Genomic DNA, 20,464 nt, shown 5'->3' with positions numbered 1-20,464 from the left:
GACACGGGCGTGGACACCCGAGGAAGGACATCGCCGCATGGGCGCGCGTTTCCCCTTTTCCGCTGTCGTCGGCCATGACGACCTACGTACGGCTCTGCTGCTCAACGCGGTGCACCCCGGTATCGGCGGCGTGCTGGTCCGAGGTGAGAAGGGGACCGCGAAGTCGACCGTGGTCCGCGCCCTCGCCGCGCTGCTGCCGTCGCTGGACGTGGTGGCGGGCTGCCGGTTCGGCTGCGACCCGGCCGCGCGTGCCGACTGCCCCGACGGACCGCACGACGGCCCCGTCGAGCGCCGCCCCGCCCGCCTGGTCGAGCTGCCGGTGGGCGCGACCGAGGACCGGCTGGTCGGCTCGCTGGACCTGGAACGCGCGCTGACCGCGGGCGTCCGGGCGTACCAGCCCGGCCTGCTCGCCGCCGCGCACCGGGGCGTGCTCTACGTCGACGAGGTCAACCTGCTGCACGACCACCTGGTCGACCTGCTGCTGGACGCCGCCGCGATGGGCCGCGCGCACGTGGAGCGCGAGGGCGTGTCCGTGTCGCACGCCGCGTCGTTCCTCCTCGTCGGCACCATGAACCCGGAGGAGGGCGAGCTGCGGCCCCAGCTGCTGGACCGCTTCGGCCTCACCGTGTCCGTGCGCGCGGCGCGGGACGTGGCGACCCGCACCGAGGTGATCCGCCGCCGGCTCGCCTACGAGAGCGACCCCGAAGGCTTCGCCACGCGCTGGGCCGCCGAGGATGCCGCGCTGGCCGAGCGCATCGAGGCGGCACGCGCGCGGCTGCCCGAGGTCGTGCTACCGGACGCCGAGGTGCGTCGGATCGCGGGCGTCTGCGCGGCGTTCGAGGTCGACGGGATGCGCGCGGACCTGGTGGTCGCCCGCACGGCCGTCGCGCACGCCGCCTGGCGCGGCGCGACCGAGGTGGCGGCGGAGGACGTCGAGGCCGCCGTCCGGCTCGCCCTGCCGCACCGCAAGCGCCGCGACCCCTTCGACGAACCGGGCCTGGAGGAGGAGCAGCTGGAGGACGCCCTGCGCCAGGGCGCGGAGCACGCGGGCGAGGACGACGACCCGGAACCCGACCCCGACGGCCCCGGCGGCGGTCCCGGTCCCGACGAACCGCCCGGCCCGGACGACGACGGCGGCCGGCCCGCCGACGCGCCGGAGCCCGCACCGGACGGGCGCTCGGGCGCCGGCGAGCGCACCCACGCGCCCGCGGCGTCCTTCCGGGCCCGGCTGCTCCAGGTGCCCGGGGTCGGCGAGGGCGCGCCGGGCAGGCGTTCCCGCGCGCGGGCGGGCACGGGCCGCGTGGTCCGGTCGTCCGCCGTCGACGGCGCGGGTCTGCACCTGGTGGGGACGCTGGCCGCCGCCGCGCCCTTCCAGGCCGCGCGTGGCCGGACCGGTCCCGGTCTGGAGCTGCGTGGCGCGGACCTGCGACGCGCGGTCCGCGAGGGCAAGGAGGGCAACCTGGTCCTGTTCGCGGTGGACGCCTCCGGCTCGATGGCCGCGCGGCAGCGCATGTCCGCCGTGAGCGGTGCGGTGATCTCCCTGCTGCGCGACGCCTACCAGCGCCGCGACAAGGTCGCCGTGGTCACGTTCCGCGGCACGGGCGCGGAGACGGCGTTGCCGCCGACGAACTCCGTCGACGTCGCGGCGGCCCGGCTGCGCCGCCTGCGCACCGGCGGGCGCACCCCGCTCGCCGACGGCCTGCTGCGCGCCCGCCGCGTGCTGGAGGTGGAACGGGTCCGCGACCCGCGCCGCCGCCCGCTGCTGGTGCTGCTCACCGACGGCCGCGCCACCGCGACCGGCGCGGGCGGCGACCCGCTGCGGGACGCCCTGCGTGCCGCCGGGCTGCTCGCCGCCGACGGCGTGGCGTCCGTGGTGGTGGACTGCGAGTCCGGCCACCTGCGCCTCGGCCTGGCCGGGCGCGTCGCGCAGGCGCTGGACGCCGCGTGCCTGCGCTTGGAAGAACTGTCCGCCGACCAGGTCGCCGGCGTCGTGCGCGCCGCGCGTGCCGCTTGAGGAGATCGACGTGCCCCAGGGACAGCCGTCCGTCGTGCCCACCGACGGGCTCACCACCAGGCAGCGGCGCAACCGACCGCTGACCGTCCTCCACACGGGGGAGATGAAGGGCAAGTCGACCGCCGCGTTCGGCCTCGCGCTGCGCGGGTGGAACCAGGGCTGGTCCATCGGTGTCTTCCAGTTCGTGAAGTCCGCCAAGTGGAAGGTCGGCGAGGAGTCGGCGTTCCGCGCGCTGGGCAGGCTGCACGAGCAGACCGGCGAGGGCGGTCCCGTCGAGTGGCACAAGATGGGTGAGGGCTGGTCCTGGTCCCGCAAGCAGGGCACCGAGGAGGACCACGCCGCCGCCGCGCTGGAGGGCTGGCGCGAGGTGGCCCGGCGGATCGCCGACGAGCGGCACGGCATGTACGTGCTGGACGAGTTCACCTACCCGCTGCACTGGGGCTGGGTGGACGTGGCCGAGGTGGTCGACGTGCTGCGCGACCGGCCCGGCCACCAGCACGTCGTGATCACCGGTCGCAACGCGCCCGCGGCCCTGGTCGACGCCGCCGACCTGGTGGTGGAGATGACCAAGGTCAAGCACCCGATGGACGCGGGGCAGAAGGGCCAGAAGGGGATCGAGTGGTGAACCGCCTGGTGGTCGCCGCGCCCGCGTCGGGCAGCGGCAAGACCACCGTGGCCACCGGCCTGATGGCGGCGCTGCGCCGCGCGGGCGACCGGGTGGCGCCCTTCAAGGTCGGGCCGGACTACATCGACCCCGGCTACCACGGGCTCGCCACCGGCCGGCCGGGTCGCAACCTGGACCCGGTCATGGTCGGCGAGCACCGGGTCCCGGCGTTGTTCGCGCACGGCGCGCGTGGCTGCGACCTGGCCGTGGTGGAAGGCGTGATGGGCCTGTTCGACGGGCGCGTGGACACCGACGGCGTCGGGTCCACCGCGCACGTCGCCAGGCTGCTGTCCGCGCCCGTGCTGTTCGTGGTCGACGCGCGGGGGCAGAGCCGCAGCCTCGCCGCCCTGCTGCACGGCTTCCGGGGCTACGACCCGACCGTGCGGCTCGGCGGCGTGATCCTCAACCAGGTCGGCTCCGCGCGGCACGAGCACGTGCTGCGCGGCGCGTGCGCCGAGGTCGGCCTGGAGGTGCTCGGCGTGCTGCCGCGGGACGACCGGTTCACGCTGCCGTCCCGGCACCTCGGGCTGGTCACCGCCGCCGAGCACGGCCCGGCGGCGGTGGCGGCCGTGGACGCCGTCGCGGACGCGGTGGCGCGGCACGTCGACCTGGCGGCGGTGCGGCGGCTCGCGGCGGGCGCGCCCGCGCCGACCACGCCCGCCTGGGACCCGGCCGCCGAGGTCGAGCCGGTCGCGGGCGCGCCGGTGGTCGCCGTCGCGGGCGGCTCGGCGTTCACCTTCGGCTACGCCGAGCACGTCGAGCTGCTGCGCGCGGCGGGCGCGGACGTCGTGGTCGTCGACCCGCTGCGCGACACCGCGCTGCCCGCCGGCACGGCCGGGCTGGTGCTGCCCGGCGGTTTCCCCGAGCAGCACGCCGCCGAGCTGTCCGCGAACGAGGGGCTGCGGGCCGCCGTCGCGGCGCTGGCCCGGTCCGGCGCGCCGGTGCACGCCGAGTGCGGCGGCCTGCTGTACCTGGCGAAGTCCCTGGACGGCGCCCCGATGTGCGGTGTGGTCGACGCCGACGGCTCGATGACACCGCGGCTCACCCTGGGCTACCGGGACGCCGTCGCGCCGGTCGACTCGGTGCTCGCGCCCGCGGGCACGCGGATCACCGGGCACGAGTTCCACCGGACCGCGTTGAGCACGCCCGCCGGCGCGCGGCCCGCCTGGCGGTGGCGGGGTCACGACCAGCGGCCGGTGGCCGAGGGCTTCGTGCTCGGCGGCGTCCACGCGTCCTACCTGCACACGCACCCGGCGTCCGCGCCGGCGTCGGTGACCCGCTTCGCGCGGGCCTGCGCGCGTGAGCCGGTGCGGCCCGAGGCCACTCGATAGCGCTCCGCGCTCGCGCGGTACGGTCGGTGCCCACCAGCCGATTACCCCGATTACGCGTGGAGGGCCAGCTGTGCTGACCGGTCGGGTCTCGTTCGTGGGCGCCGGTCCCGGCGCCGCCGATCTCATCACCGTGCGGGGCGCGAAGCGGATAGCCGAGGCGGACGTGGTGATCTGGTCGCCCGCCGTCGTGGAGGCCGAGTGCGTGCGCGAGCACGCCCGCCCGGGCGCCGAGCTGGTCGACTTCTCCCGGGTGCCCGAGTCCGACGTGGTCGACCTGTACCGGCGTGCGTCGGCGAGCAAGCTCAAGGTGGTGCGGCTGCACGCGGGCGACCCGGCGGTGTGGGGCGGCCTGCGCGAGCAGCACGACACGTGCCAGAAGCTGGGCCTGGTCGTGGAGGTCGTGCCGGGCGTGACGGCGGTGTCGGCGGTGGGCGCGTCGGTCGGCCGCGAGCTGACCGCCTCGGACGTCGCGCGGTCGCTGGTGCTGACCGGGCCGGAGGGCGCGGAGCACGTGGCGGAGTTCGCCGCGCACGGCACCACCATGGCGATCAACGCGTCCGGCGCGCGCACCGCGCGCGTGGTGGAGCAGCTGCGGGCGGGCGGCTACGCCGACGACACGCCGATCGTGGTGGCGTACAAGGTTTCCCTGCCGGACGAGACGATCGCGCAGACCACGCTCGGCGAGCTGGAGGCGTGCGTCAAGGAGCACAAGCTGTACCGCACCACGCTGTTCCTGGTGGGCGAGGTGCTCAAGGCTCCGCCCGCGCGGCGTGGTGTGGTGGGTGACGAGCCGGTGCGCCGGGCCCGCCCGTCGAAGTGGTCGATGCGCGCGGCCCGCGACTCCGCGTCGGTCGCCGCGTGGTCCGCCGTGCACGAGTGGCAGGAGACCGCGCGGGCCCGCCGCCCCGCGCCGCGGCCCGCGGTGGAGCCGGTGGTCGAGGAGCCCGCCGCGGAACCGGTGGTGGAGCCCGAGGCCGTGGTGGAGCCGGAGCCGAAGCCGAAGGCGACCGTCGCGGCGGCGGCCCGGCGCACGCCCGGCTCGGTGCGCGCGAGCACCACGCCGCGGCAGCCCAAGAAGCCGGCCGCCGCGAAGACGGCCAAGCCCGCCGCGTCGCGGGCCAGGAAGACCAAGCGCGCCGACTGACGTGGACGTCGTCGCCCTGCACGGTTTCCTCACCGCGGTCGGCAGGTCGTGGGAGTCGGTGACCGCGGTCGACGCCACCGAGCGCGGCCTGCGGCACGCCCTGAACGTGTGCCGCGCCCGGCCCGCCGTCGTGGTGTCCGGCGCGGACCCGGCCGAGCTGGCGCGCGGCCTCGCCGGCTGGCGGCGCACGCTGACCGTCGCCGACGCGACCGGGTTGTCCACTTTGGACCCGGCGGACGCGGTGGTGCGCCGCTGGGACGCGCCGGGTTTCGCGCTGTGCCTCGCGGACGGCGCGTGGGCGCCCGCCGAGGGCGGCTGGGCGCTGCCCGACGACGACTTCGCCCACCGCACGGGCATGGTCGCGACCGCCGAGGTGCGGGCGCTCGCGCTGGCCCGCCTCGCGCCCCGGCCGGGCGTGCTGGTGTGGGACGTGGGCGCGGGTCCCGGCGCGATCGGCGTCGAGTGCGCACGGCTCGGCGCGGCCGTCGTCGCGGTCGAGCGGGACCCGGTGCAGTGCGTGCGGATCATCGCGAACGCGTCCGCGCACGGCGTGGACGTGCGGGTGGTGGAGTCGGCGCTGGCCGACGCGACCGACCTGCCCCGGCCGGACGCGGTGTTCGTCGGCGGCGGCGGGCCGGACGCGGTGCGCCGGTGCGCGCGGGTCGGCGCGGCGCGGGTCGTGGTGGCGACCGCGGACCTGGAGCACGTCGTGCCCGCGCGGGACGCGTTGCTGGACGCGGGGTACGAGGTGGAGGGCACCCAGCTGCTGGCGGCCCGGCTCACCGGCGGCGCGTTGCTCGCGGTGAACCCGGTGACGGTGCTGTGGGGTGCGAAGAAGTCGTGATGCGGAGGGTGTTGGCGTGATCGGGTTGTTCGCCGCCGGCGAGCGCGGGCGGCGGGCAGCCGCTGAACTCGCGGGTTTCCTCGGACCGGACGCGGTCGTGGTCGACGGGCCGATCCGCCCGGCGCTGCACCGGATGTGGCCGCGGCTGGGCGCGGCCGTGTTCTTCCTCGGCACGGACGCCACCGTGCGGCTGGTCGCGCCGCTGCTGCGGGACGAGCGCGCCGATCCCGGCGTGGTGTGCGTGGACGGCGGGTACGCGGTGGCGTTGCTCGGCCGGGTCGACGCGTTGGCCGGCCGTATCGGCGAACTGCTCGACCACGCGCCCGTGGTCACGTCGGCGGCGGTCGCCTCGCCGCTGGACGAGCTGGTGGAGCTGCTGGACGTGACGGTGGACGGCGACCTGGCCGCGTGCGGCGCGGCGGTCCGCGACGGGGACACCGTGGTGCTGCGCAACCCGTTGGGCTTCCCGCTGCCCGCGTTGCCGGACAACGTGGTGGCGCACGGCCACGCCACGTGGACCGTGGTGCTGGACGACCGGCTGCCCACCGGGCCGCGGCCGGACAAGCTGCTCGTGCTGGTACCGCGCACCCTGGTGGTCGGCGTCGGTTCCGGCGCGGGCGTGTCGTCGTCGGCGGTGTCGGACGCGTTGGCGGGTCTGGAGGCGCGGGGGCTCGACCTGCGCGCGGTGCGCGCGTTCGCCACGCTCGACCGCAAGACCGCGGAGGCGGGGATCGTCGACGCGGTGGAGGAGTGGGCGTTCTGGCACGACGTGGCCGACGTGCCGCTGCTCGCGTACCCCGGTGAGGAGCTGGCCGTGCTGCCCGTGCCGAACCCGGCGGAGCTGCCCATCGGCATCCCGAGCGTGGCGGAGGCGGCGGCGTTGCGCGGTGCGATGGAGCTGGCGGCGGGCGGCCGGGTGGAGATGGCCGTGGAGAAGGTGAAGCACGACCGCGTGACCGTCGCGGCGGCCCGCGTCCTGCCCCGCGGTCGGCTCGCCCTGGTCGGCCTCGGTCCCGGCGCGGCGGACGACCGCACGCCGCGTGCGGAGGCCGAGCTGCGGCGGGCGTCCGTGGTGGTCGGGCCGGACGACTGCGTGGACCAGGTCCGGCACCTGCTGCGGCCGGGCACGCGGGTGCGGGCGGACGGCGCGGTGGGGCTGGCCGAGGCGGGTGCGGCGGTGGCGTTCGTCGGGCCCGACGCCGGCCCCGTGCTCGACGGCCCGGTGCGTGCGGAGGTCGTCCGGGTGTCCGGCGTGGCGAAGCCCTGACCGGAATCACGCACCGCTTCCCGTTCCGCCCGCCGGTGCCGCGCTCCGCGTGCGTGTTCGCGTAGCGGCGCGGTGCGGTGGAGGCGTGTGCCAAGCGCGGCCCCGTTGTCGCGCAACGCTCCACCGCCGCCCTCGTGTTCCAGGCGCGATCCGTTGCGCGGCAACGCCGAACGGGTTCGGGAACCGCTGATGCGTCAACTGTGAAACATCATTCGGTTCTTGTCGCGTGCCCCGGTCGTGGTCCTAGCTGGAAGCACTCCGCCTCCGCACCCCCAACCAGCCGGAAGGATCGAGCGCACCATGGCGAGAACCCTGCATCGCCTGATCACCGCTCTGGCCGCGGCCGTCGCCGCCGTCGGCCTGCTCACGGTGGCGCCCGCCAACGCCGACGTGACGCCGTACATCGTCGGTGGCACCCGGGCGTCCGTCAGCGAGTACCCGTGGACCGTCTACCTGGCCTCGTCCAGCGGCGGCCAGTTCTGCGGCGGGACCCTGGTCAAGGGCAACAAGGTGGTCACCGCCGCCCACTGCACCGTCAACCGCTCCGCGGCGAGCACCCGCGTCGTGTGGGGCCGGGAGGACAAGCAGAGCAGCGCGGGCATCGTGGCCTCGGTGACCAACATCTGGGTCCACCCGAGCTACCGCACCGCCACGTCCGGCTACGACGTGTCGGTGCTGACCCTCGACCGCAACATCACGTCGGCCTACCTGCCGCTGGCGTCGTCGGCCGACACGGCGCTGTACGCGGCGGGCACCAGCACCACGATCCTCGGCTGGGGCACCACGTCGTCCGGCGGCTCGGCGTCGCGCTACCTGCTCAAGGCCAACGTGCCGGTGGTGGCGGACACCAGTTGCCGCCAGTCCTACCCGCAGTACAACAGCTCCGCCATGGTGTGCGCGGGTTACCCGCGTGGCGGCACGGACACCTGCCAGGGCGACTCGGGCGGCCCGATCGTCGCGGGCGGCAAGCTGATCGGCGCCACCTCGTGGGGCCGCGGCTGCGCGCAGGCCGGTTACCCCGGCGTGTACGCGCGGATCGCCACGTACCACTCGGAGCTGACGGCGCAGATCAACGCGTGAGTTCCCGCCGTGCCCACGTCCGGGTGATTCCCGGCCGTGGGCACGGCACCCGTGTTCCGATCCGCGCCATGCGACGTCTACTGGCCGCTGTGCTGCTGTCCCTGCTCGCCCTCCCCGCGACCGCGCACGCCGACAACGGTCCGGTCGGGCCCACCGGTCCCCAGACCGCCGCCCCCCTGCCGGTCGGGCTCCACAACTGCGGCGTGCTCGTCCAGGGCCGCGCCGGGACGGGCTGGTGCCGGGGCGCGGGCACGTTCCGGGTCGTGGTGGCGTGCGCGGACGGCCGGTTCGCCCGCGGCCCGTGGCTCACCATCCGCGGCGGCCAGGGGCTGATGGGCGTCTGGTGCGACGTGCGCGCGGTGGGTGCGGAGATCGAGCGGTCGCCCCACCCCGTCCAGGGATGACCGCCGTCATGCGGCCGTGGGCCGCCGCGACCCTCGCGCTCGGTGCCGTGACCGCGCTCGTCGTGCTGAGCGGCGTAGTGCCGGTGTCGGCGGTGCGGGCGGTGCCCGCGCGCGCGGTCCTGGTGCGGCTCGACACCACGCGGGTTCCGGCGATCGGGTTGGAAGCCTTCAGCGGGGAGTACGGCCGGGCGATCAGCCCCGCGCCCGGCGTGGAGGACAACGGCGACTACAGCGATCCCGACGGCGTGCTGACGCGGGTCGAGATCTCCACCGCCAACGTCCGCACCTCCGCGTCCGCCTCGAAGAACTTCGCGCAGGCGCAGCTCACCGGCATGGAGGTCCACTTCCGCACACAGGAGCTGCTGGAGGTCCGGCCGGTCGTGGGCGCGGTCGCGTCGCTCGACTCCTACGCCGAGTGCCTGCCACCGCCCATCGGACCGCTGGCCCTGGCGTACAGCCGGACGGACTCCGCCGAGATCACCGTGCTGGGTCGGCGCGTCGGCGCGGGCACGACGAACCTGGAGATCACCGGCCAGGACATCGGCGTGGACACCATCAGCCGCGGCACCATCACCTCGACCGTGACGCCGCACCAGGACCCGGCGACGCAGTCGCGCCAGTCCACCGCCGAGGCGTGGCTGGACATCCGGATCGACGGGACCTTCACCGACACCAGCGGCAACGTCGTCTACCAGGGCCCGGTGACGTCCGTGCGGCTGGGCGAGGTCCGCGTCGAGTGCGAAGCCGCGCCACCCACCACGACCACCACCCCGCCCGGCGCCGACCCGCCGCCCACCGACACCACGGCTCCCACCACGTCGCCCCCGACCGGGCCGCCGCCGACCGACCCGACTTCGACCCCGCCGCCGACCGGGCCACCGCCGACCGGGCCTGCCCCCACTGAGCCTGCCCCTACTGGGGCGGAACCGACCGGCGTGGAGCCGCCGACCGGCACGCCGCCCGCCCCCGCCGGCGGGAAACCGCCGCTGGCCGACACCGGGCTCCGGGGCGGCACGGCGTGGTGGGTCGGCGCGGGACTGGTGCTGCCGATCGCCGGTGTGGCCGCCTTGCTGGTCGCCCGAAGGCGGAACCCCTGACGCCTCAGGGCAGCAGCCCCGCGACGAGTGCGCGCAGACCGCGGTCGTAGGTGTCCTTGGCGGTCAAGGACTCCCAGCGGGGGCCCAGTCGGGCGAGGGTCGGGAAGTCGTGCGCGTCGAGGTCCGCGAACACGCGTTCCCGGTAGGTGCTCGTGCCCTGCGCCCGACGTCGCCGGGCCGCGGCGCGCACGGCGATCTCCCCGGCCGTGTAGTGCCAGATGACGCGGTAGGCGTCCACGGCGTCTTCGGGGGTCAACCCGCCGTGCACGGCCGCGTCGATGATCTTCTCGGGGTACCACAGCGCGCCCACGGACAGCAGGTCGTCGGCTCGCAGCACGTCGACCACCCAGGGGCACTCCGACAACGCCTCACGCATCGCCGTCGCGACGGCGACCACGCGTTCGCGGGGTTCGTCGGGCAGGTCCGCGGGCTTGGGCCGGCTTTCGGCGTAGTCGTCGAGGAGGAGCAGCAGCAACTCCTCCTTGTCGCGCACGTGGTGGTAGAGCGCCATGGCCGTGCTGCCGACCTCACGCGCCAGCCTGCGCATGGTCAGGCCCTCGACGCCGTCTTCCCCGATCACCCGGTGGGCGGCGGCCACGATGTCGGCCCGGGAGATCCTCGGCGGTCGTCCGGTGCGTGCTGGCATGGGCCCATGCTACTTTCTATACATGTATAAAAAATCGTGGGCCACGGTGTCGGCACTGGCGTTCGCGGTGGCCGTCGGCACCCTCCAGATGACCGTTGTGGTGCCGCTGCTGCCCGGACTGCAAGCCGCGCTGGGCGTCGCGCCCACCACCGCGTCGTGGGTGCTGACGGCGGGACTGCTGTCCGGGGCCGTCGCGATCCCGCTGCTCTCGCGGCTCGGTGACGGGCACGGCCGGCGCGTGGTGTCGTTGGTCGCGCTCGCCCTGCTGGTGGTGGGAGCGGTGCTGTGCGCGGTGACCGACGCGTTCCCGGTGGTCGTCGCGGGACGGGTGCTCCAGGGCATGTCCGCGCCGCTGCTGCCGCTGGCCGTCGGCGTCGCCCGCGACCTGCTGCCGGGACCGCGGCTGCCCGCCGCGATCGGTGTCCTCAGCGCCACCATCGGCGTCGGCAGCGGTGGCGGGATGATCCTCGCGGGACTGGTCGGCGGCGACCACCGGACCGCGTTCTGGTTCCTGGCGGGGCTGGGCGTGCTGGCGTTCGCGCTGGTGGTCGTGGTCGTGCCGGCTGACCGCGTGCGCACGTCGGCCGGTCGGCCGGACCTCCTCGGCGCGGCCCTGGTGTCCGGGTGGCTGGTCTGCCTGCTGGTCGCCGTCAGCGAGGGCGCGGTGTGGGGCTGGACGTCACCCGCGACCATGGGCCTCCTGGTGGCCGCGGTGGTGCTGGCCGCGGTGTGGGTGCGCACCGCGCGCCGCACCGCCGAACCGCTGGTCGAGATCCCGCTGCTGCTCCACCGGAAGACGGTCGGCGCGACCGTGGCGTCGCTCCTGCTCGGCTTCGCGTTGTTCGCGACGATCACCACCTTCGCGGCCCACGCGCGGACCGCGCTCGGCGCGTCGGTCCTCCAGGTCGGGCTGCACCTGCTGCCGACGACGGTGCTGATGCTGCTGGTGTCGGTGTGCGCGGGCGCGCTCATGCGCCGGTTCGCGGCGAGCACCCTCGTCGCCGCCGGCTCGGCGGTGGTGGCGGTGGCCGCGCTGTGGCTCGTGCCGCTGCCGGGCGACGGGTTCGGCCTCTACGCGGCGACGGCCGTGCTGGGGCTCGGCATCGGCCTGGGCTACGCGGCGCTGGGCACGATGGCCGTCGAGCACGTCGAACCCGCCAAGACCGCGGTGGCGGGCGGGATCAACGCCCTGGTGCGGGTCGTGGGCAGCAGCCTCGCCGGCGCGGTCGTGGCCGCCGTGCTCGCCACCGGTGGTCCGGGCGGGGGTTTCGCCGTGGCCGCGGTGGCGGCGGTGCTGGCCGGCGCGTTCGCCGCCGTCCACGGTGGTCTGGTGCGGCGGGCGGAGGCGCGTGCCGCGGCGGTGGTGTGACGCACCCCGCTTGGAACAGGGCATGTCTGATGTGGATGCTTCTACCCATGCACGGTGAACAGCACTACCTCGTCGGCCTCGACCTGGCCGGGCGGAAGGTCGTCGTCGTCGGTGGCGGCACGGTCGCGCAGCGCCGGCTGCCGCGCCTGGTGGCGTCCGGCGCGCGGGTCGAGGTCGTCTCGCCCGAGGTCACCCCCGCCGTCCAGGGGATCGTGGACGCGGGCGGCGCGGTGTGGCACCGCCGCCGTTACGCCGCAGGTGACCTGGAGGGCGCCTGGTACGTGCTGACCTGCACGTCCGACCCCGACGTCAACGCACGCGTCACCGCCGACGCGACGGAGTCGCGCATCTTCTGCGTGCGTGCCGACGTGGCCGTGGAGGGCACGGCCGTCACGCCCGCCGTGGGCGAGCACGACGGCCTCCTGCTCGGAGTGCTCGCGGGTGGGCAGCACAAGCGTTCGGCGGCGGTGCGGGACGGGTTGCTGGCGGCGTTGCACGACGGCTCGCTGAGCGACCAGCACGACCAGCCGCCGGGGGTGGCGCTGGTCGGTGGCGGGCCCGGCGACCCGGACCTGATCACGGTGCGCGGCAGGCGGCTGCTGGCCCGTGCCGACGTCGTCGTGACCGACCGGCTGGCCCCGATGGAACTGCTGGACGAACTGCCGCCGCACGTGGAGGTGGTGGACGCCGCGAAGATCCCGTACGGGCGGGCGGCGACCCAGGAGTTCATCAACACCACGTTGGTGGACAACGCCAAGGCGGGCAAGTTCGTGGTGCGGCTCAAGGGCGGCGACCCGTACGTGTTCGGGCGTGGTTTCGAGGAGCTGATCGCCTGCGCCGAGGCGGGCGTGCCGGTGACCGTCGTGCCGGGCGTGACGAGCGCGTTCGGCGTGCCGGCGCTGGCCGACGTGCCGGTGACGCACCGCGGCGTGGCGCACGAGGTCGTCGTGGTGTCCGGGCACGTCGCGCCGGACGACGAGCGGTCGCTGGTGGACTGGGCCGCGTTGGCCCGCCTGCGCGGCACCGTGGTGATCCTGATGGGCGTCGAGCGGGCGGGCGCGTTCGCGGCGGCGCTGCGGGCGGGGCGGCCCGGTGACACGCCGGTGGCCGTGGTGCAGGAGGGCAGCACCCGCGCCCAACGGGTCGTGCGGTCCACTTTGGACGATCTGGGGCACGACATCGTCGAGCACGGCATCCGCCCGCCCGCGATCATCGTTGTGGGGCCGGTCGCCGGGTTGGCGGGAGAGCTGCCTTTTCGAGCGTGAACGTCCACGCCACCCCGGCGGCGACGAGGGTCACCAGGCAGGCGAGCGCGATCAGCGTCGTGGTGCCGGGCCGGAGCAGCGGCTCGCCCTTGATCGCCTGCCAGGTCAGCAGGCCGAACAGCCCCGTGTAGCCGACGGCGGTGACGAGGACCAGGCGGGTCCGCGCCCGTTCGCTGAGCGCCAGCGCGGACACGCCGAGTGCCACGAGGATCATCACCTGGAGGCCGTGCATACCGAAGAAGTGCGGGATGCGCAGGTCGCCGCCCGTGGTGCTCCACGCGGTGACCGCCATCCCGTCGCCGCCGTCCGGAACCCCGACGCTGTGGCCGCCGCGGAGGTCGACGGTGCTGCCGGCGGCGTCGCTGACGGTCCTCTTCGTGCCGACGCTCATGAACATGAGGTAGCCGGACGCCATGCCGAGCACCGCGATGTAGAGGCCGGAGCGGATGCCCCAGGTGGTCGGCCGGTCGCGCAGGCGCTGGAACGAGAGCCAGACCGCGAGGACCACGTTCGCGAGGAACATCACGGGGATGGAGAGCGCGAACGTGCCCTGCACGATGCGGTTCATCAGGTCGGGGCTGGTGTTGAAGTGGCTGAACGTGCCGCGTGCCGCCTGGATGGCGACCAGGGCGACGTCGGCGAAGAGGATCGTGGAGGCCAGCGTGCCGAGGGCGGAGGTCCAGCGCTGTCCCTTGTGGGGCAGGGAGAGCAGCCAGGAGAGGGTGGCCGAGTAGACGGTGAGGGAAACCGCGAACTTGAACGGCTTGAGCCAGATCGGAGCGCCCTGGAGCACACGGCCGTCGAAGAGCAGGCCGCCGATGGTGACGAGGGTGAGGGCGGCCATCAGCCACGCGATCCACAGCGTGGGGCGGTGCCAGGTCTTTGTCATGGCGTAGAGCTTCCGATTTCGCCGCCGGTTGATCACTGGTGTCGGCCGGCGTTCCGGAGTAGGGCCTACCCCCCTGGCCGGGGAAGGGCTGCCCTCCGCCGCCCAGCCCGCGGATACGCGACGGTGGCGCGAATGGCGGGCGCGAATGGCGGATGCGGAGCGCGGGTGCGGGCGGCGGGCGCGAATGGCGGACGCGTAGCGCGGGTGTGGAGCGCGGCTGCGGGCGTGGAGCGCGGCTGCGGGCGGCAGGCTGCGACCGCGGGTGCGGGCGGTGGGTGCGAGCGGTGGGGTGCCGGTGCGGGGCGGGCGCAGACCGGCTGGGTAGCGAATTTTCAGGCAGGCTCCCTGAAAGAAGATCCGACCCCGAAACTTTCAGGGAGCCTGCCTGATAGATCCTGGCGCGAGGGCCGAGAGTCCGACTGGGCTTGAACGGTGGGGCCGCGAACTGCGCCGCACCAACCACTTCGTCCGCGCCGGACAGCCACTGTCCGCCCCGCGCCGCCGTTGGGGGCGGGCGAGATGTCGGCCGGGCGGTGGCCGATGTGGTGGGAAAGCGGAACCGCCCGCCTCGCGGAGTGCGGGGCGGGCGGTTCGGTGGTGCTCAGGCTCAGTGCTGGGCGACCCGGCGAGGGCGGCCGGTGCGGTCGCGGTCCCGGGTGGAGTGGTCCCGGTCGCCTCGGCCGCCGCGGAAGTGCGGGTTGCCGCCTCGGCGGGGGGTGTTGCGGCGCGGGGCGCGGGTGGGGATCTCCGGTTCCGCGACCGGCACGCCGCTCGGCGTGCGGGCGCCGGTGATCCGCACCAGGTCCTCATCGCCCGGACGGACCTTGGTGGACGCCGGACGGATGCCCGCCCGCGCCGTCAGGCCCTGCACGGCGCGCCTCTGGTCGTGCGTGACCAGCGTGACGACCGTGCCGGACTGCCCCGCGCGTGCCGTGCGGCCCGCTCGGTGCAGGTAGTCCTTCGGGTCGGCGGGCGGGTCGACGTGCACGACCAGGCTCACGTCGTCCACGTGGATGCCGCGCGCCGCGACGTCCGTGGCGATCAGCACGGGCGTGGTGCCCTCGCGGAACTGGCCGAGCACGCGCGTCCGGGCGCTCTGCGCCTTGCCGCCGTGCAGGGCGCCCGCCGGCACGCCCACGGCACGCAGCTTCTTCGCCAACCGGTCGACGTGGTGCTTGGTGCGCACGAACATGATCGTGCGACCCTCGCGCGCGGCGACCTCGGTCACCACCGACTGCTTGTCCTCGGCGGACACGAAGAGGAGGTGGTGCTCCATCGTCGTGACGCTGCCCGTGGGCGGCGCGACCGAGTGGACCACCGGGTCGTGCAGGTACTGGCGGACCAGCTTGTCGACGTCACCGTCGAGCGTCGCCGAGAACAGCAGCCGCTGGCCGTGCTCCGGGGTCAGGTCGAGGATGGCGCGCACCTGCGGCATGAAGCCCATGTCCGCCATCTGGTCGGCCTCGTCCAGCGCCGCGAACATCACCTCGGACAGGTCCGCGGTGCCCTGGCGGACGTGGTCGGACAGCCGACCGGGGGTGGCGATCAGCAGGTCGACCCCGCGCCGCAGCGCGTCGATCTGCCGCGGGAACGACGTGCCGCCGACCACCGTGCGGCACCACAGGCCGAGGGCGCGCGCGAACGGCGACAACGCCTCCTCCACCTGCATGGCGAGTTCGCGCGTCGGCACCAGCACCAGCGCGCGCGGCTTCAACGGCTTGGCACGACCGCCCGCGAGGCGGGACAGCAGGGCCAGGCCGAACGCGAGCGTCTTGCCCGAGCCGGTCTGACCCCGGCCCAGCACGTCACGACCGGCGAGCGCGTCGGGCAGCGTCGCGGCCTGGATCGGGAACGGCTCGGCGATGCCCGCCTGGTCGAGCGCCCTCACCAGTTCCTCGGGGAGGCCGAGTTCGGCGAACGAGGGCAGCGGCCCCTCGGGCAGCGTGCTCTCGACGTGATCGGGAACGGTCGTCTCCAGCACGGGCTGGGTACGCCGGTTGTTGCCCTGGCCTTGGCGCTTGCGCGGCTTGCGGAACTGCGGGCGCTCGGAACGGCCTTGGGACATGGGTGGCAAAGCTTACCTCCGGGACAAGGCACGTCTCGGGGATTGCTTCTGCCGTTGGCGCAGGCGCGAATCGCAAGGACGGGCCCGGCGCGGTGTCGCGCCGATTGCGGTTGGGAGCACGGTTCACATCACGGTGGGAACACCGTTCGGAGCATCGCCGCCCTGCCGGGTCTGGGGCCGCGAACGGTCGTTGCGCCTCCGGGCGATGCACCACTCAGTGTAGCCGATCACGCGGCCGGCGCGCGCACCCCCGCGGTGTTCTGCCGCACACGGGTGGCCAAACGGGCAAGTCCGTGCGCCGCGCCGACCGTGATCGGGAACCAGAGAAGTGCACTTGGGGAAGGGTTTCCGGCCACGCCCGCACGGCGGAGTCGACGTAGTGCCCACGCGCTGAACGGGATCACCACGATCGGCGTGGTCGCCACCCCAGGCGTGTAGCCGCGGTGCGCCGCGGTCGCCGCGAGGTGCGTGATCGAGTGCAGCCCGAACCCGGTCAGCACGGACTGGAAGAACGGCGACCGCCCACCGGTGCGCGCGCCCGCCGCCGACGCGGCGGCCACCACCGCGCCGACCGCGCCGATCGCGATGGCGGCCTGCGCGGGCGTGGTGGTCGGGACCACGGGGTGCCGCCGGGTCCAGCCCGGCATGGTGAGCAGCTCTTCGAGGTCGTGGACGACCCACGCGGCGAGCAGTCCCCAGGTGACGTTCTTGCCCACGTTCTTGCGGTTCATGTCATTACGTTACATCATGTAACGCATGGCGGGACGACCTCGGAGCACGCACATCGACGAAGCGCTGGCCACCGCCGCGCTGGCCCTGCTGGACGAAGTCGGCTACGACGCGCTGACCCTGGACGCCGTCGCCACGCGCGCAGGCGTCAGCCGGCCGGCGCTGTACCGGCGGTGGCCGACCAAGCTGCACCTCGTCGCGCACGTGGTGGCGGAGCAGGTCCCGATGACCGACCCGGACACCGGCAGCGCGCGCCAAGACCTGTTGGTGCTGGCCGAATCCCTGGTGCGCGGGCTGTCCTGGGTGCTGTTGGCCGTGCACGCCGAAGCACGTCGCGTGCCGGGCGTCCTGGACGGGTTCCTCGCCGGGCGGCACGCGCTGGTGGCCGAGGTGGTGCGCCGGGGCGTGGCACGTGGCGAGCTGCGTGCCGACGTCGATCCCGTGCTGGTGCGCGACCTGCTCTTCGGGCCGCTGGTCTACCACTGGCTGGCCACCGACGAGGTGCTGCCCGCCGAGCCGCTGTTCGCCGCCGTGTGGCCGCTGGTGCGGGCCTGACCGCCGCGTTCGCCGGCGGTCAGGCCCGGTGGATCAGCCCAGGCGGGCGACTTCGAGCAGCATCGCCGTCAGCTCGTCCGGGTCGGCCACGTCCGGCGGCAGCCCGCGACCGGTGAACCAACCCGCGATGTTGCGGACGTCCCGCTCCAGGAACTCCTCACCACGCGGGTTCGCCACCACGTCCACCACCTGCGGCAGGTCGATCACCACCAGCCTGCCGTCGTGCACCATGAGGTTGAACGCCGACAGGTCGCCGTGCGCCAGCCCCGCCGACGCCAGCACGCTCAGCGCGTCGACCAGTTGCCGCCACAGGTCGAGCAGTTCGTCCGGCTCCGGCCGCAGTTGTGCCAGCCGCGGCGCCGACGCGCCGTCCGTGCCGACGAACTCCAGCAGCAGTTCGGTCCCCGCCCGCTGCACCGGGTACGGCACGGGCGCGCCGAGCTGCCACAGCCGGGACAACGCCGCGAACTCCGCCACCGCCCACTGCTCGGCGATCAGGTTGCGCCCGAACGCCGTGCGGTTCTCGATCGCGCGGTTCTCCCGCGACCGCCGCATCCGGCGGCCCTCCAGGTAGCCCGCGTCGCGGTGGAACATGCGGTGGTCGTTGCTGCGGTACCGCTTGGCCGCCAGCAGGCACGAGCGGTTGTCGTCGCCGGGCACCGCGCGTTCCAGCAGGAAGACGTCCGCCTCCTTGCCGGTCTTCACGATCCCCAGTTCGCGGTCCACCGCGGACAGGTCGGTGACCAGCCACTCGGGCCACGGCTGCGGGCCGTGGTCGGCGGCGTCCCAGTTGGACCAGCGGTCGCCGCCGTCCGGGACGTCAGCGGTCTCCGCGTCGTCGCGTGCCTGCGCCAGGCGCTCGCGGGCGTCCTCGGTGAGGCGGCCCCGGCGGGCCGGTGCCGGCTCGTCGTCGTCCCGGGTGCGGCGCTTGGCGCGCTTGCCCAGGTCGTCGGCGTGGCCGTAGTCGTCGTAGTCGTCGTGCTCCTCGGTGAAGTGGTCCGAGGCACGGTGGGAAAAACGCTGGTGCTTGCGCACGGGGTGGGCTCCATGACCGGGAGGAGGATCGCCCCGGCGGCGCGTGTGGTCGGCGCGCTACGCGTTCGGGGCGAGCGGACGGGTCGGCGCCACGTCCAGGACAGCGATCGCCATGGGGGCACCTCCTCTGCGTCCGCCGGTCGGCCCGGCTCCCTGCGCGTTCGGGGACAGCTTGCCGGTTGGGGTGGGGGGAGCGCAAACGGTTTTTCCGGCGGGGTTTTCCGGCGCGGTGCGCGGGGGGAATGGCGGCCGGTTGCGCGGTGGGCGGTGCGCGGTGGGCGGTGCGCGGTGGGCGGCGCGTGGGGGAATGGCGGCCGGTGCGCGGAGAACGGCGGCCGGTTGCGCGGTGCGCGGGGGAACGACCCGGTGCGCGGGGGACGGCGGCCGGTGGGCGGCGTGCCGATGGTGGGCCGGTGCGGTGTGCCGATGGGTTGCGTGGCCGGCGACTGGTGCGTCAGCGGTCGACGCGGTAGCTGCGCCGGTTGCCCAACCACGCGGCGCCGAGTTCGCCCATCACCAGGGAGTCGTGCCGCAGCACGCGCTCGTCGTGCCACTCCGCGGCCAGCCGCGCGGAGGCCAGCATCCGGCGGCGGGCGGCGGCGCTGAACTCGACCAGCGCCTCGACGGCCTCGCCCACCTCGGTCGGGGCCAGTGGCGCGGACGTGGCCGGGGTCGGCAGGGTGAGCCGCCGCCGCGCGAACGCCGCCGTGCCGGCGAAGTCCGCGGCGAGTTGGTGCTCGACGGACTCGGCGTTGACCTGGAGCCGCGCGAGGCCCGACGCCGCCAGGCGCAGGCCGAGCAACCGGGCCGCGCACAGGCCGTGCCACACGTGCTCCAGCGCCTCCGGCCCGGACAGGTCGCCGCCGGACTCCAGGTCCTCGGTGATCAGGCGCAACGCGGCGGGCGAAACCGGGCGACCCGGGAACGGGTCGGGTGGGTCGTCGTCGGCGGAGACGCGCTCACCCGGTGTGTCGAGACTCACTGGCCCATTGTGTCAGCACCGTCACGTGAGGTGACATCGCACTCGCTTGGAGTCATGCGTTCGGCCGCCGACCGGTGCGATGCGCTACGCGCACGAGAACGATCGGCGGTAGTCCTTCGGCGACACGCCGACGGAAGCGTGGAAGTGGTGCCGCAGCAACGCCGCCGTGCCGAAACCGCAGCGCCGCGCGATGTCCTCCACACCGAGCCGGGTGTCCTCCAGCAGCTGCCGCGCCCGCAGCACGCGCTGCGCGGTGAGCCAGCGGTGCGGCGTGGTGCCGGTCTCGGCGGTGAACCGCCGTGCGAACGTGCGTTCGGACATGCGCGCGTGCGCGGCCAGGTCGGCCACGGAGTGCTCGGTGTCAAGGCGTTCCAACATCCACACCAGCGTCGGCTGGAGGCTGTCCGCCCGCACCGGCACGGGCCGGGTGAACTGGCGCTGCCCGCCGTCCCGCTGCGGGGCGACCACCATGCGCCGGGCGATGGTCGTCGCCACGGCGGAACCCAGCTCGCGGCGGATGACGTGCAGGCACGCGTCGATGCCCGCCGCCGTGCCCGCGCCGGTGATCACGTCGCCCTCGTCCACGAACAACACGTCCGGGTCGACCCGCGCGTTCGGGAACCGCTCCGCGAGCCGGTCGGTGTACCGCCAGTGCGTCGTGCACCGCTTGCCGTCGAGGCGTCCGGCCGCCCCGAGCACGAACGCGCCGCTGCACACCGAGAGGACGGTGGGCGCGTGCCGGACGGCGTCCACCAGCGCTTCGGGGTACTCGTCGCGGATGCTCAGCGCGGGCACGGCGACCAGGTCCGCGTCCGCCAGCGCGGACAGCCCGTGCTCCGGCACGAGCGCCACGCCGACGGAGGTGCGGATCGGCTTGCCCGGCTCCTCGCCGCACACCCGGAAGTCGATCGGCGGCACGTCGTCGTCGGCCCGGTCGAGGCCGAAGACCTCGCAGAGCACGCCGAACTCGAACGGTGTCACGCCGTCCACGAGGGGTACGGCCACGGAGGTGAGCATGGATCGAGCGTAGGTGGCTGGATATTGACGAACAACGGCAAAGCTGCCAATTGTGGCTGTTTCTTGG

19 protein-coding genes are annotated in these 20,464 nt (G+C 74.7%); 12 read left to right on the top strand and 7 right to left on the bottom strand.

Annotated elements, in window-relative coordinates; genetic code table 11:
• Positions 1–37 precede the first annotated feature (37 nt).
• From KZQ38_RS23770 to KZQ38_RS23730, 9 genes are all read left to right on the top strand, one after another.
• Positions 38–2,014: a putative cobaltochelatase gene (locus KZQ38_RS23770; RefSeq protein ID WP_219444599.1), complete on the top strand. Its 1,977-nt coding sequence runs from the start codon at positions 38–40 to the stop codon at positions 2,012–2,014.
• A gap of 10 nt (positions 2,015–2,024) precedes the next feature.
• Entirely contained in the window at positions 2,025–2,639 is a 615-nt protein-coding gene (gene cobO, locus KZQ38_RS23765; protein ID WP_219444597.1) for a cob(I)yrinic acid a,c-diamide adenosyltransferase, read from the top strand.
• Positions 2,636–4,009, top strand: a complete 1,374-nt coding sequence (locus tag KZQ38_RS23760; RefSeq protein ID WP_219444595.1) for a cobyrinic acid a,c-diamide synthase CobB — start codon at positions 2,636–2,638, stop codon at positions 4,007–4,009. The genes cobO and KZQ38_RS23760 overlap by 4 nt, the downstream gene beginning before the upstream one ends.
• A gap of 70 nt (positions 4,010–4,079) precedes the next feature.
• Positions 4,080–5,153, top strand: a complete 1,074-nt coding sequence (locus KZQ38_RS23755; RefSeq protein ID WP_308258552.1) for a cobalt-precorrin-4/precorrin-4 C(11)-methyltransferase — start codon at positions 4,080–4,082, stop codon at positions 5,151–5,153.
• A 1-nt stretch (position 5,154) separates the two neighbouring features.
• A complete protein-coding gene (locus KZQ38_RS23750) occupies positions 5,155–5,997 on the top strand; it encodes a bifunctional cobalt-precorrin-7 (C(5))-methyltransferase/cobalt-precorrin-6B (C(15))-methyltransferase (protein WP_219444593.1) in 843 nt (280 codons plus the stop codon).
• 16 nt (positions 5,998–6,013) lie between these two features.
• The gene (locus KZQ38_RS23745) at positions 6,014–7,264 is read left to right on the top strand and encodes a cobalamin biosynthesis protein (RefSeq protein WP_219444591.1); all 1,251 of its coding nucleotides are present in this window, start codon (positions 6,014–6,016) and stop codon (positions 7,262–7,264) included.
• 300 nt (positions 7,265–7,564) lie between these two features.
• The gene (locus tag KZQ38_RS23740; protein WP_219444589.1) at positions 7,565–8,344 is read left to right on the top strand and encodes a S1 family peptidase; all 780 of its coding nucleotides are present in this window, start codon (positions 7,565–7,567) and stop codon (positions 8,342–8,344) included.
• Positions 8,345–8,412: 68 nt separating this feature from the next.
• Positions 8,413–8,748 carry a hypothetical protein gene (locus tag KZQ38_RS23735; protein ID WP_219444587.1) on the top strand — a complete coding sequence of 112 codons (336 nt, stop codon included), beginning with the start codon at positions 8,413–8,415 and terminating at the stop codon, positions 8,746–8,748.
• Entirely contained in the window at positions 8,745–9,845 is a 1,101-nt protein-coding gene (locus KZQ38_RS23730) for a hypothetical protein (protein ID WP_219444585.1), read from the top strand. Before KZQ38_RS23735 ends, KZQ38_RS23730 begins: the two co-directional genes overlap by 4 nt.
• A gap of 4 nt (positions 9,846–9,849) precedes the next feature.
• Here the strand turns inward: KZQ38_RS23730 and KZQ38_RS23725 are convergent, their stop codons facing one another.
• On the bottom strand, positions 9,850–10,491 hold the full coding sequence (locus KZQ38_RS23725; protein ID WP_219444584.1) for a TetR/AcrR family transcriptional regulator: 642 nt from the start codon (positions 10,489–10,491) through the stop codon (positions 9,850–9,852).
• 22 nt (positions 10,492–10,513) lie between these two features.
• Here KZQ38_RS23725 and KZQ38_RS23720 point away from each other — a divergent pair, with 22 nt between their 5' ends.
• Together KZQ38_RS23720 and cobA are read left to right on the top strand one after the other, a co-directional pair.
• Complete coding sequence (locus KZQ38_RS23720) at positions 10,514–11,860, top strand: MFS transporter (protein ID WP_219444582.1); 1,347 nt, start codon at positions 10,514–10,516, stop codon at positions 11,858–11,860.
• A gap of 47 nt (positions 11,861–11,907) precedes the next feature.
• The gene (gene cobA / locus KZQ38_RS23715; protein WP_219444580.1) at positions 11,908–13,125 is read left to right on the top strand and encodes a uroporphyrinogen-III C-methyltransferase; all 1,218 of its coding nucleotides are present in this window, start codon (positions 11,908–11,910) and stop codon (positions 13,123–13,125) included.
• On the opposite strand, the gene KZQ38_RS23710 is transcribed toward cobA, so the two are convergent.
• The 3 genes from KZQ38_RS23710 to KZQ38_RS23700 form a co-directional block, all read right to left on the bottom strand.
• A complete protein-coding gene (locus tag KZQ38_RS23710) occupies positions 13,070–14,014 on the bottom strand; it encodes a hypothetical protein (protein WP_219444579.1) in 945 nt (314 codons plus the stop codon). The genes cobA and KZQ38_RS23710 overlap by 56 nt on opposite strands.
• 607 nt (positions 14,015–14,621) lie before the next feature.
• Positions 14,622–16,079, bottom strand: a complete 1,458-nt coding sequence (locus KZQ38_RS23705; protein WP_257901974.1) for a DEAD/DEAH box helicase — start codon at positions 16,077–16,079, stop codon at positions 14,622–14,624.
• 227 nt (positions 16,080–16,306) lie between these two features.
• On the bottom strand, positions 16,307–16,810 hold the full coding sequence (locus KZQ38_RS23700) for an HXXEE domain-containing protein (protein ID WP_219444575.1): 504 nt from the start codon (positions 16,808–16,810) through the stop codon (positions 16,307–16,309).
• 25 nt (positions 16,811–16,835) lie between these two features.
• Between KZQ38_RS23700 and KZQ38_RS23695 the strand changes: the two genes are divergently transcribed.
• The gene (locus tag KZQ38_RS23695) at positions 16,836–17,363 is read left to right on the top strand and encodes a TetR/AcrR family transcriptional regulator (protein ID WP_219444574.1); all 528 of its coding nucleotides are present in this window, start codon (positions 16,836–16,838) and stop codon (positions 17,361–17,363) included.
• Positions 17,364–17,396: 33 nt separating this feature from the next.
• On the opposite strand, the gene KZQ38_RS23690 is transcribed toward KZQ38_RS23695, so the two are convergent.
• The 3 genes from KZQ38_RS23690 to KZQ38_RS23680 all read right to left on the bottom strand — a co-directional run bounded on the left by KZQ38_RS23690 (position 17,397) and on the right by KZQ38_RS23680 (position 20,397).
• Positions 17,397–18,398 carry a serine protein kinase RIO gene (locus KZQ38_RS23690; protein WP_372452274.1) on the bottom strand — a complete coding sequence of 334 codons (1,002 nt, stop codon included), beginning with the start codon at positions 18,396–18,398 and terminating at the stop codon, positions 17,397–17,399.
• Between the two features lie 454 nt (positions 18,399–18,852).
• Positions 18,853–19,380 (bottom strand): hypothetical protein, encoded by a 528-nt coding sequence (locus KZQ38_RS23685; protein WP_219444573.1) that lies wholly within the window; start codon positions 19,378–19,380, stop codon positions 18,853–18,855.
• Positions 19,381–19,464: 84 nt separating this feature from the next.
• The gene (locus KZQ38_RS23680) at positions 19,465–20,397 is read right to left on the bottom strand and encodes a helix-turn-helix domain-containing protein (protein ID WP_219444572.1); all 933 of its coding nucleotides are present in this window, start codon (positions 20,395–20,397) and stop codon (positions 19,465–19,467) included.
• Between the last annotated feature and the right edge of the window lie 67 nt (positions 20,398–20,464).

This window comes from Saccharothrix obliqua (assembly GCF_019375475.1).
Taxonomy (GTDB): Bacteria; Actinomycetota; Actinomycetes; order Mycobacteriales; family Pseudonocardiaceae; genus Actinosynnema; species Actinosynnema obliqua.
This window is presented reverse-complemented; position numbering and strand designations above follow the sequence as displayed.